This is a genomic window from Peribacillus butanolivorans (assembly GCF_001273755.1).
GTDB lineage: Bacteria > Bacillota > Bacilli > Bacillales > DSM-1321 > Peribacillus > Peribacillus butanolivorans.
In genome coordinates this window covers 590,134-602,632 of the sequence record NZ_LGYA01000001.1, presented here as the reverse complement: position 1 = coordinate 602,632, position 12,499 = coordinate 590,134, and the positions used below count along the sequence as shown (strand labels likewise).

General features: G+C 36.5%; 7 protein-coding genes and 3 pseudogenes. 5 read left to right on the top strand and 5 right to left on the bottom strand.

Features of this window, described 5'->3' with window-relative positions:
* The first annotated feature begins 14 nt into the window (after positions 1–14).
* Both AKG34_RS02890 and AKG34_RS27825 read left to right on the top strand, forming a co-directional pair.
* A complete protein-coding gene (locus AKG34_RS02890; RefSeq protein WP_269083718.1) occupies positions 15–1,040 on the top strand; it encodes a cytochrome P450 in 1,026 nt (341 codons plus the stop codon).
* 119 nt (positions 1,041–1,159) lie between these two features.
* Positions 1,160–1,333, top strand: coding sequence for a hypothetical protein (locus AKG34_RS27825; protein ID WP_157444081.1), 174 nt, complete (start codon positions 1,160–1,162; stop codon positions 1,331–1,333).
* Positions 1,334–1,467: 134 nt separating this feature from the next.
* On the opposite strand, the pseudogene AKG34_RS29550 reads toward AKG34_RS27825, so the two are convergent.
* The 4 genes and pseudogenes from AKG34_RS29550 to AKG34_RS02870 all read right to left on the bottom strand — a co-directional run.
* Positions 1,468–1,581 (bottom strand): annotated as a pseudogene (locus AKG34_RS29550) (YjcZ family sporulation protein); the annotation flags it as partial.
* Positions 1,582–2,058: 477 nt separating this feature from the next.
* Positions 2,059–3,162: a GerAB/ArcD/ProY family transporter gene (locus AKG34_RS02880; RefSeq protein ID WP_053344692.1), complete on the bottom strand. Its 1,104-nt coding sequence runs from the start codon at positions 3,160–3,162 to the stop codon at positions 2,059–2,061.
* 24 nt (positions 3,163–3,186) lie between these two features.
* A pseudogene (locus tag AKG34_RS02875) lies at positions 3,187–4,379 on the bottom strand (Ger(x)C family spore germination protein).
* 31 nt (positions 4,380–4,410) lie between these two features.
* A pseudogene (locus AKG34_RS02870) lies at positions 4,411–5,812 on the bottom strand (spore germination protein).
* A gap of 773 nt (positions 5,813–6,585) precedes the next feature.
* On the opposite strand from AKG34_RS02870, the gene AKG34_RS02865 reads away from it, so the two are divergent.
* From AKG34_RS02865 to AKG34_RS02855, 3 genes are all read left to right on the top strand, one after another.
* Positions 6,586–7,929, top strand: a complete 1,344-nt coding sequence (locus AKG34_RS02865; RefSeq protein WP_053347962.1) for an amino acid permease — start codon at positions 6,586–6,588, stop codon at positions 7,927–7,929.
* 461 nt (positions 7,930–8,390) lie between these two features.
* Positions 8,391–9,068: a FadR/GntR family transcriptional regulator gene (locus tag AKG34_RS02860; protein ID WP_053344691.1), complete on the top strand. Its 678-nt coding sequence runs from the start codon at positions 8,391–8,393 to the stop codon at positions 9,066–9,068.
* A 16-nt stretch (positions 9,069–9,084) separates the two neighbouring features.
* Positions 9,085–10,311, top strand: coding sequence for a CynX/NimT family MFS transporter (locus AKG34_RS02855; RefSeq protein WP_053344690.1), 1,227 nt, complete (start codon positions 9,085–9,087; stop codon positions 10,309–10,311).
* A gap of 685 nt (positions 10,312–10,996) precedes the next feature.
* Here AKG34_RS02855 and AKG34_RS02850 read toward each other — a convergent pair.
* Positions 10,997–12,406 (bottom strand): sodium:solute symporter family protein, encoded by a 1,410-nt coding sequence (locus tag AKG34_RS02850; RefSeq protein ID WP_053344689.1) that lies wholly within the window; start codon positions 12,404–12,406, stop codon positions 10,997–10,999.
* Between the last annotated feature and the right edge of the window lie 93 nt (positions 12,407–12,499).

Genomic DNA, 12,499 nt, shown 5'->3' with positions numbered 1-12,499 from the left:
ATTATGCCCAGGATATGATTGATATAACAATGGACTATATTTCAACTTGGGAAAATGAGAAAGAACGGATTATTACGAAAGATATGATGAATATCGCCCTTGGGATAATAAGCAAGACCATGTTCAGCATGGATTTCAAAGATGGGTATGATGTGGTCGGAGAACCGATGGAAGCAGCCTTGAGACTTTCCGTCAAAAGGATGAGAACACTTCTTCAATTACCCTTATGGGTTCCAACTAAAAGCAACCGTGAATATAAAAATGCGATACAAAGACTTGATAAAGTGATTTATAGCATTATCGAAAAACGTAGGGAAGATGCAGAAAGACATGAAGATATGCTTGGAATTTTAATGGAGGCTCGAGATGATGAGGACGGCTTAGGTATGTCAAACCAGCAGGTACGCGATGAACTAATGACCATCTTCATTGCCGGTCACGAAACGACGGCAAATGCGCTTTCCTGGGCCATATACTTTCTTTCACAGAATCCAGAAGTGGAAACTAAACTTTTCAATGAAATAGATAGAGTAATAGGCAACCGTACTCCTACGCCTGACGATTTCATGAAATTAACATACACACAAAATATTATCAGGGAATCACTTCGCATATACCCGCCAGTCTATATCATTTCACGGGAAGCGGAGGAGGATGTGGAAATAGGTGGGCATCATTTTAAAAAAGGCGATATGTTTTTGCTAAGTCCATATGTGATGCAGCACAAGCCGGAGTATTTTGATAATCCAGATTCTTTTATTCCTGAAAGATTTGAAAACAACTATTTGAAAACTTTACCTACGTACGCTTACTTTCCGTTTAGCGGGGGGGCAAGAGTTTGTATTGGTAATCATTTTGCATTGATGGAGGCTGTGCTTGTCCTAGCGTGTATTGCTCAACGATATAGTATTAGGCTAGCACCGGACCATCATGAAGTAAAACCAATTACAACCCTTACACTCAGACCAAAGCGTGGATTGCGCATGATAGTAGAAGAAAGAAATGAAGAAGGGTTCCAACCTGGAGCTTCTGACATTTAAATGAATATAAAATGTATTACATGAACAAAACTTTCCTCCTGCTGATAAGGCCTGTTATTAACTTTTTAAGAGCCGGACCTATTTTGGTGGACATCTGAATTACAAAAGGAGGGATGAAAATGTATATGCTTCATTCACACAAGATGGGTACCATCCACACTGAAATGCACTATCTAGGGATGGCTTCACAGGTATTTGCCGGTTATTTAGAATTTCTACAGGATAGTGAACAGGTGCAGGACACCGATTACCTACATCCACTTTCTTTCTCCACATTATGTGAGAGTGAATAGAATAGCCTCACAGTTTTTTTTAATAATTATAGAAGAAACCGACCCTATTAAGGTCGGCTTTTTTTATTTTCTTAGCAGTAGCCGCCATATCCTTGAACCGGGGCATATCCACCGTCAAATCCACCACCGTATCCACCACCACAAAAGCTAGCTCCAACAATTATTAACAATATAAACAAAACAACTATAAAGGCGAAACCTCCACCAAATCCAAATCCGCCGTCACAACTTGACTCACAACCTGACATATAGAAACATCTCCTTATTTGTTTTTATAGAAGAACTTAAATGGGTTAGTTCATCTTATGCACTAGTCAGGAAAATGACAGCAATAATACAATTTAACTTTTTTTGGTCTTATAATTAGTTATTTCATGATCTTCACTGAATATTGAATAGGATGAAAATTACATTGCATCAGCTTTATATTTTAAAGTCTCACTTATATATTGTATATTTTCAGATGATTAACCGTACTTTAAGAAAAGATTGAAGGTGATAGGATGGCCAAAATGCTTCCAGTTTTATTAATTTTATTAGGTACATATTTACTTATTATGGTCATTGACAACTTACAGGGTTTGAATATGTTCCAATCTCTCTATAACATTAAACAATATTTCACAGTCGCTCGTGGAGAAGATTACTTTCTCCTCTTTTCATTCATTTTTTTCTTTCTATTTTTGAGTATCTTCACAGCCATAAAAAACCAACAGCCTCCCTCTTCATGAAACTGTTGGTTTTATTTTTTGCTTTATATATGCTGTAATCAATAATAGAATGGGGACTCCTATAAACAAAGGTAGATGCAGCAAGTAAGGAACAATTTTGAGTCCTTCATCTATATGAGCCTGATAGCTAGGGGCAATCATAAGCGAAGAGAAGAAAATAACACCGCCAATCACATAAATGGATATAGAGGAAGGTTTCATTTGAAATAAATCGGTTGCTCCAATCACGGCACAAAAGAAAAAGATGGATATTATAATGAAACCTAAAATGATTAGTAGAATAAGGATGAACGGATCCAATCTTTCAATAAAATCAACGATATTAATATAACTGACTGCTGAAAGAGCAGGGGAAGTAGATCGGAATACGGCATCTGGGCCTAGTACGCACAAAAGAATAATCGAATTAATGGTTAAGGAAACCCCACCTATTATAATAGCTGATAGGCCAACTTTTACAGCCTGACTCTTTTTATTCAAATACGGAAGAATCATCGTGAACGTAATCAATTCTCCAAAAGGTACGGTGATACCAGTAGGAAACAACTCTTTCCATACCTTTCTCCATCCGTTGCCTAATACAGGCTGTAGATTTTCCAACTTTATATATCCGCCCAATACAAACACAACATTCAGAATCAAAAGGGTCACAATAATAATGCCAAAACATAAGCATGCTACTCGTGCGAAGGCTTCCAGCCCTAGGTGAACTCCATAAATTAAAACAAGTGTCATGCATATCCCTAGCGTTATAATGGATGTACGATTATAAGTGGAGCTAATTAATAATTCTTCAAAATCCCGTAATACTCTTGAAGCAAGATAAACAAAATAGATAATATAGCAAAAACTGATGACACCACCTACATATTTGCCCCAGATTTTACGGACATAGCCGGTCATTGGTATGTCAGGATATTTCTTATATAAAGAAATATACACTAAATACAGTACACATCCGATAAGGGTTGATAAAAGAGTCACAATCCAGACATCTTGCTTGGCACCCTTCCCTATATCTAGCAGTATATTACTTCCAAACATAAAAATTACCATCATACAAAATAACTGAAATCCATCAATTTTTATTTTGACCAATGACTGCTCATCTCCTCATTTCATTTATTTCGGCTCATAAGGTTCCATTCGCATTCCGGAATTTATTACATTGACGTTGACCTTCATCGATATCTTCGCATCTGAAAATAGGTTATCCCAATTTTTTTTATGCTGACGCCAATAATCCGGGTTTGTTCGAGACAGGGCATCACCAAAACCGAAAATGTCTGCCTTTTCTTTTTGAGCGATGCTAATGGTCTTTTTAATTTGCTTTTTTAGTTTATTTTCCATTTTTTTTCGAACTCTTTTAACAACTTAGTATTACTTAAATCCAGTTCACATGATGTATCTACCGTTTCAGCCATCACGTTCAAGCTTGTGTGAATGACAGGTTGTTCATGATGGATATCTGTTTTTATTTTGCTTTTTACTCCGATAGCGTTGATCGTCACATTCCCCTTATCACCGCAAGGTAACACAACTGGGGTCCTATTTATTTCCGATGTAACGAAATTAGCAGCTCGGGCGGTTTCTCCATCTAACCATCTCACCAAATTTCCTTTTCTAAATATGGCTAATCCTTTTGCCTCTAAAATAGCTGGGGTTGTCGTCTCAAAATTGCTTGTTTGCTTCGCCTTCTTTGAATCATTCCTTATACTAATTCCGGGAAGTAATACGTCCTTACCTTCACTCAAAAGCGCTGAAATGGCTTCATATACTAACACTTCACTAGATGATCCATGCATTTGTTGATTATTTTTAGTTGTGCTTACGATATTTTTACCCGGAGTAATCTCAAGTGGTTCAATTACACTAAGCACATCCTCAGCAGTCTTCCCGCGCGCAATAAAAATGGGGATACTTGTCCGTGCACCTTTGCCTCTATCAAAAGCATCAAATAATAAATCAATACCATTTCGTGCTAACTCTTCATCTATAACAATGAGCGAAAGATGTGAAATCATATTTTCTCTCGGAATAACGGCGGATTCCTTTCCAAAAGCCTCCTGCATCGTTCTTGCCGTTATCGTATAGTTGATGATAGCGAGACCCTGACCTCCTGAAGAACCGGTTTGAGATATCCCACTCGGATTAATGACTTGATATGTTACTCTGTACGGTTGTTCTGGATCGTCGTTTTGATCAATTCCCATCCCTGTAATGACCCCTAGCTGGTTTAATTCTCGATAATTCGAACATCCTGAAATCAATAAACAAATGGCTGTGATCCATAAAAGTGAACTATTAATTTTCATTTTTTTGTCCTCATTCGTCTTTAGCCGAGTTTTATTTGTTTGACGATTTTTTCAAAAGTGATGGTAAAGGGAAACGAAAAAAACCATCTTTTTGCTCCTTTAAACGAAAAGGAGCAAAAGGAGCAAAAGGAGCAAAATACGGTACACCAAAAGACCTCAGACTGCTCATATGAAGCCAGATACATAAGGTGGTAAGCAAAATTCCATACAAGCCAATAAATGCTGAAATCATAATAAAGATAAAGCGTAATCCGCGAGTCACATTAACAATACTAGTATTGGGCAATGTAAAACTGCTGATAGCGGAAACGGCGACAATGATGACCACTGCTGCTGACACAAATCCCGCTTCAACAGCTGCCTGCCCTAAAATAAGTGCCCCTACAATTGATACAGCTGGTCCGATCGCTCTTGGCATTCGAATTCCTGCCTCACGCAACATCTCAAACGCCAGTTCCATCACTAATATTTCGACAATCGCCGGAAAAGGAACAATTTCTCTTTGTGCCATTAAGCTAACTATTAATGTGGTTGGAATAAGCCCCTGGTGATGGGTAATCAGTGCCAAATACATAGCAGAAGCATATATCGAAAGAATAAAGGCTCCAAATCTTAACAACCTTAAAAAGGAACTAGTATAAGGATTTTGATAGTAGTCCTCAGGAGATTGGAAAAATTGAGAAAATATTACAGGGGTGATTAAAACAAAAGGTGTTCCTTGAATAATGATGGCAATTCGTCCTTCCAATAAATTCCCTACGACGGCATCAGGTCGTTCCGTATTTAAAGAAGCGGAAAAATAGTCATTCCATCATCTTGAATAAATTCCTCAATGTAATTTGATTCAAGAACACCATCTATATCAATACCCTTTAATCGTTCTTTAACTTCCTGTAAAATGCTCTCATCTGCAATTCCCTGAATGTAAATAATCCCTACATCGGTTTGAGTGACTTTCCGACTTTCATGCTTTCTAAGCGTACATTAGGATTCTGAATTCTTGCCCGTATTAAAGACGTATTGGTTCTTAAATTCTCCGTAAAACTATCTTTTGGTCCTCTAATGACCGTTTGACTTGACGGTTCTGTAATCGCTCGGGATTGCATTTTTTTCGTACTGGCAATGATTGCTTTGGGACTTCCATTCAGCAGTACTGCCGTATCCCCTGTCAAAACCGCTGACACGAATTCCTGCCAATTTTCTACTACGGTTAATTGAGATACAGTGAAAATGTGGCTTGTTTGTTCTTCTTTGAACGTCAACACTTGATCATTTTCTTTTAACCACTGAATTAACGGGTCCACTATGTTTTCATTTATGATGCTATCATCAGCTAATCCATCAAGATGAATAATAGCTGCTCGTAACGTTTTTTGGTGTGGAGACTCAATCACTCGAACAGTCAAATCTGAACTGTGTCCAAGTTCATTCATTACTCTCACTACATTTTCATTCACATCGTCGTATAAGGTGCTTACTGTTATACGATTTGTTGAATGTTTTTCTTTAGACTTTATTAGAGAACGCCTGTTTCGCATTTCCCTCCCCCCATTTAGATGAATATGTTCGTTCAGCAATGATTGATTTTATTGTTTGTATCTACTTTAGAAATATGTATAAAAAGGTTACAGAGAAAAATATTGAAAATTACTCTCTTTATTTTTAGTGCTTAGATCCGATTAAGAAATGTATAGGTGTGGTTATGATACAAGTAATTGAAAAATTGTGATTTTATAAAAAAAGGAAATCAACCAGTTATTAAAATAGGAAGAATTCCTTTATCGAAATTATAAAGAGTAAAGAACCCAAATTCCTCATATTGAAATTTGAGTTCTTTGTTTACAAAGATGTACTTATATGAACGGGAATCTAGATATAAGTATTTTCAGTAGTTAGTTCCTCACAACATTTATTTCCTGAAAAATAGGCTCTTCAAAAGTAAGGATTCTAATACAAAAATAAATTAACTTTAACAAATGACATTTTATAAGAATAAGTATCAAAAAATGTTTAAATAATATCCACAATCATTCTCTCCTGTTAAAGATATAATTTTTCTGTTCCCCTACATAAATTGACATTATTCTGAATTATGATATATTAATATAGTTACTTTAGTACACAAAAGCGTTTAATCACAGAAGAATCCTTTGATTTTTATTAAAATAATATTTTATTAAAATAACGGAAGAAAGGCATGAATATCATGGAAAAGACTCATCATGATTTACAAAGGGGCTTATTGCCAAGACATGTCCAGTTTATTGCATTAGCAGGAATGATAGGAACAGGGATCTTTAAGGGGAGCTCAGATACATTAAATATGGCTGGTCCAAGTGTTGTGATAGCCTATTTAATAGGGGGCCTATTGTTATTTATTGTAATGGCAGCTTTAGGAGAAATGGCAACCGTTTTTCCCAATTTGAACGTACAACATCTTATAAATAAAGCTTTTGGGTTTCAATTATCCTTTATTGTGGGATGGCTCTATTGGTTTAACTGGATTATCGTGATCATTGTAGAAATAGTAGCAGCCGGAAGCTTTTTACAATACTGGTTTCCCTCTTTACCATTATGGCTACTAAGTATACTTTGCGCGTCAGTAGTAATAGGAATAAATTTGTTTCAAGTAAAATACTATGGAGAACTCGAGTTTTGGTTTGCAGGTATTAAAATAATAACTTTAATTGCTTTTATTATTTTAGGAGCTTTGATCCTGCTAGGAATTTTCCCTAGTTCTGCTTCATTTTCTAATTATACGGAACATGGTGGCTTTTTCCCCCAAGGAATTGGAGGCATGTTAAGTGCACTTTTAGTTGTAATGTTTTCATATGGGGGTGCTGAATTAATTGGTGTAGCTGTCACAGAAACAAAAGATAGTCAGCGAGTTATACCAAAAATTATTAAAGGAACAGTATGGCGGGTAATCCTTTTTTACGTCTTGCCAATTCTTATTATTTGCGGAGTAATACCTTGGAACCAAGTAAGTACTGAAGAGAGTCCTTTCGTTCAGGTTTTCAGCTTAACAGGACTTCCAGGAGCTGCTGATATTATGAATTTCGTTCTATTAACAGCTGTCTTATCAGCTGCAAATTCAGGTATATACGCTACATCAAGAACATTGTTTACTCTTTCTCAGAACGGAGAAGCCCCTAAGGTATTTATAAAAACAACCAAAAAGGGTATCCCACTTAATGGAATATTTTTAACTGCATTATGTATATTAGTTGGTGTGTTTTTATCCTATTTGACTCCCGATCTGATATTAAGCTATCTAATGGCTATCCCTGGCTTTACCGTTTTATTATTATGGATCAGTATATGTTCTGCGCAATTGAAGCTCCGTAAACAATACACTGACGAACCAGGTTTCCGGGTAAAATGGTACCCATATACAACTATATTTGCGATCATAGCTTTAAGCTTTATTTTTATTGCTTTTATCTTTAATAAACAAAATATAATTGGTACCACTGTATGTCTTGTAACTGTAGCAGTATTTATCCTGCTCTCTTTTATAGTCAAACAAAAAAAATTAGCTAAGAAATAGACATACTTCTTTTGAATTACAATTAAGTCTGGGAATTTAATTCCCAGACTTTTTTATAATTCCTTATTTAGTTTTAACATAAGGTACCTTATAAGAATGAAGCCCTGAAATTTTTGATTTCAGGGCTTTTTTCTTCAATATTAAAGGCTTTATGTACATCGAGAAAGTTCTGCGATAATCAAGACTGTATTAATCGGACATCTTCATTGAGTGCTACCAAACTTGGCCCAGTAATGGGGGACAAGAGAAAAAACACTCCATGTCTCGTATAAGTTATGAACATTAAATAGGAATTGTTTTTCTTATAGGAAATTGTGTCCATTATACAGCCAAAGTAGAAATTGGATGGGGAAGGAAGTTTTGAATACCCGTACTTTAACATTATTCTTGTTTATATTTTCAACATACGTATGTTAAAATAACCAATGAACCAATCATCCTACAAATTTGAGGTGTATATATTGACCATATCTAAAACAAATCGTTTATCACTTGTAGAACAAGTTGTTTCCCAAATTGAATCGTTAATCGAATCTGGCGAATGGAAGATTGGAAATCAGATTCCTCCTGAAATGGATTTGATAAAACAGTTCGATGTGAGTAGAAATACATTAAGAGAAGCTGTACGATCACTTGTTTATGCAGGTCTTTTAGTAACAAAACAAGGAAAGGGAACGTTCGTCAAGTCATCTAGTGCCCTGGGGGTTGCATTTCAAAGAAGGATCCAGCAGTCAGGTATATTAGAGACGTTAGAGGTTCGTCATGCACTTGAAAGAGAAGGAGCACAATTAGCTGCACTAAGACGTAACCAAGAAGATATAGAACAAATGAGTATTCATATTGAAGCATGTCGTAAGGCTGCTGAAGCAAAGGATAGAAAGGCTTACGAAGAAGCTGATATTCAGTTACATAAATCAATTATGGGTTCATCACATAATGATTTATTGATTGATTTGTACGAACATATGGAAGATTCTTTGCATGCTTCCATCCATCAGATAGCTGAGATGAGTTCAGATGGGAACTTTCATTTGAACATTCATTGTAACCTTGTAGATGCCATCATCGAACAAGATGTAAATCGGGCAATTGAAACAGTGAATGAATACATTGCACAATTCAAAAAATCTTTAGTTTAAGTACGGAGGACAAATTATGGGTATTCATCAAGCGGCAAATCAACTAGAACAAACAAAAATAGATCTTAAACCTAGAATTGGACTACTTATTATCGGGATCATTCTGATTGGGGCAAACCTAAGAGCTCCTTTAACATCTGTAGGACCTCTGGTCACTTCGATTCGGGATAATTTGGGAATATCCAATACACTATCAGGTTCATTAACAACATTGCCTTTGCTTGCTTTTGCACTCTTATCTCCATTTGCACCTAAGTTAGCTCGACGTTTTGGAATGGAGCTTACCCTATTCATTTCCTTAATCTTATTAACGGTCGGGATTGGGATACGATCTATTGGCGGAGTGACGACATTGTTTTTAGGAACCATTTTAATTGGGTTAGCCATCGCTATTGGCAATGTATTGTTACCCAGTCTTATTAAACATAACTTTGCACGGAATATCGGTTTGATGACAGGAATTTATGCAGTTTCCATGAATTTATGTGGTGCAATAGGGTCCGGTATCAGTATTCCCATTTCCTCTTTATCAGGGTTAGGATGGGCTGGTGCCCTTGGATGTTGGGGAATTTTATCTCTTATTACCGTTTTCTTTTGGATGCCACAATTAAAAAAGCCATTCAGGTCCGATAAGGATGAACAAACGGCTCAAAAGGTAAAAAACATTAACTTATGGCGTTCGGGTCTAGCATGGCAGATCACTTTATTCATGGGACTGCAATCGTTTATCTTCTATACAGTAATTACCTGGATGCCAGAAATTCTGGAGCAAAAAGGACTAAATGCTGATGAAGCTGGCTGGATGCTATCCATCATGCAGCTTGCCGTCATTCCTATAACATTCATTGTGCCAATTTTAGCTGGACGCTTACAAAGTCAGCGTTTGTTAGTAGTCCCACCTGTTATTTTTCTTTTTGTAGGGATATTCGGAATTTTGTACGGAAGCACGCTGCTTATCCCAGTATGCATGATTTTGATTGGGGTTGGAGTCGGAACTATATTTAGTTTATCCATGATGTTCTTTAGTCTTCGTACACAAAGTACCCATGAGGCGACGGAACTATCCGGAATGGCTCAATCATTTGGTTATCTTTTAGCTGCTGTTGGACCAGTATTATTTGGAGGGCTACATGACATTACACACAGTTGGACGATTCCCTTATTAATGTTAATCGTAGTATCAGCTCTAATTTTCATTGTTGGAATGCGTGCAGGAAAAAACGAATATGTAACAACTCATTAATCGCTTTAATAAATGTTTCTGATATGTGCACAAATATTTTTTATGATTTTAAGCACGAACTTTCTGATAGAACAGCCTTATCTCTATTTTTTATAGGGGTAAGGTTGTTTTATTTTACTCATAACTGATTGACTGCTTTTTAACTTCTTCTTTTTATCGAAATCACCTCTCATTGTTCTTATATTGATTAATCTGATTTGTACGAGTGCCTTAAGTATTTCTTATTTACCGCTCCCATAATTCGCAGAGTCTAAAATGAATAAACTTTGTATTCAATATTCGATAACCTATTAAAATGAATTCTGCCCTCCCTCGTATCGTATAAAAAAGATAAGATTACATCAAATGAAACATCACCTTTGGAAATGCAAGCTAGTGCAGCGGAAACAGAAGAACTGTCAATCCGAATAGTTCAAGCCAGTGCCCCAGTTTCGGGAGAAATAGTAAAAGCACCTTCAACGCAATTTTGTTAAAGCAACTATGATCACTTTATTAAAAGATCAGGATAGCACTAATGATGAATGGTATCGTAAAGCACTACGTGTTGTTTAAGTAACGAAACGAATGATAAAAGTAATAGTAGGTGTATATGTAGCCTTTGCTCCTTTTGAGCAAAGGCTACTATTATATATGAGTTTCTACATATATTATTGGGTGATTTCTATATTAATCGATTTTGAAATTATTAAGCGGATATATTATTATCATTAGAATCAAATGCGGAAGGTGCTGCAGAAACTCCTCTTTTTCTCTCAATCCAGTTGACTATTAAAAATGTAAGAAGACTTACTAAGCATCCAGCGACAACTGCCATAATACCAAATGGCTCTTTTGCCAGTTGCCATGCAACCCCAACGATTGTTCCTGTTATTATGGAGTAAAAACCAGCATTAGGAGTTACCTTATCCCACATCAATCCAAGGATATATGCAGCGAATGGTCCCGTGGAGCGAATTGTAAAAGCAAACACGAGTAAAGGAATAATTTGTTGACTGAATAATGATATTCCTATAGCTAGGAGGCCTGATAAAACTACTAGACTTTTACTTAACTTCAACTCATTTTGCACTGATTTTTTCAAGATCGGTCCATGGATATCTTTTACATATACACTAGCTACAGCAAGCAAATTACCTGAAGCACTAGACAATGTAGCGGAAATTACTCCTGAGAGGAGGAGTCCTGCAATTAGAGGTGGCAATAGTTCAACAGAAACTGTAGCTAATGCATTGTTTGCATCAATATTAGGGAAAGCTGATAAAGCGATTAATCCTAGTAAGGCTGGTATAAAGGCATATACAGACATGAGGATTCCACATAAGAGAGAACCTATAACAGCTGTTTTTTCATTTCGTGCAGAGTAGTATCTTTGGACAGCTTCTTGACCCGTAGAGAAGGTCATGAAATACAACACAATCAGTCCTAATATGGTTTTCCAACCGATTTTGGTAAACCCTAACTGTTCGGGCGGAATGTTAGAAATCACAGTATCAAAGCCACCTGCACTAGATAATGCAAATGGAACAGCGATTGCAAATCCAAAAACAATGATGAAAAATTGAACAAAGTCTGTGAGAGTAACACTCCACATCCCACCAAGATACGTATAAAAAACTACACCAATTCCCGATATTAATATTGCCCAAGTTAAGTTAAATCCTGTTAAAACATGGACAATTGTTGCCGTTGCAGTAATTTGAACCGCTGCTAAGGCTACCGAGGCAATCACAGATAATATACTGGAAAATGCATAACTACTTTTCCCATACCTCCTTCCAATGATTTCTGGTACAGTTGTTGCCATAGTTTTGCGCATGAGAGGTGCAATAAATGATACTAATAAAATTCCAATTCCTGCAGAAACAACATACCAACCAGCTGAAAGTCCCCATTCACCATAAGCTTTAGAAGCTACACCGATTGAACTTCCTCCCCCAATCTCAGTGGCTGCAAGCGTGCCGGCAAGCATAATCGGACCTAACCTTCTACCTGCAAGATGGTAATCGTTACTATCTTTAATTTTTGTTTTCGCATATAACCCAATACCAATCATGGCCGCCATGTATACGATAATAATTGTCCAAATAATTCCCATCAAATATCCTCCCATCTCATATACAGATTACAGATTAAGCAACTTTTTAGCCTTGCTGAATGAGTCATTTAATATATAAGCTTTTATCTTGAG

Bases quoted from the DNA above. Each gene is read 5' to 3' on its own strand.
- AKG34_RS02890 (WP_269083718.1), top strand. From the start codon at position 15: ATGATTGATATAACAATGGACTATATTTCAACTTGGGAAAATGAGAAA.
- AKG34_RS27825 (WP_157444081.1), top strand. From the start codon at position 1,160: ATGTATATGCTTCATTCACACAAGATGGGTACCATCCACACTGAAATG.
- AKG34_RS02865 (WP_053347962.1), top strand. From the start codon at position 6,586: ATGGAAAAGACTCATCATGATTTACAAAGGGGCTTATTGCCAAGACAT.
- AKG34_RS02855 (WP_053344690.1), top strand. From the start codon at position 9,085: ATGGGTATTCATCAAGCGGCAAATCAACTAGAACAAACAAAAATAGAT.
- AKG34_RS02850 (WP_053344689.1), bottom strand. From the start codon at position 12,406: ATGGGAATTATTTGGACAATTATTATCGTATACATGGCGGCCATGATT.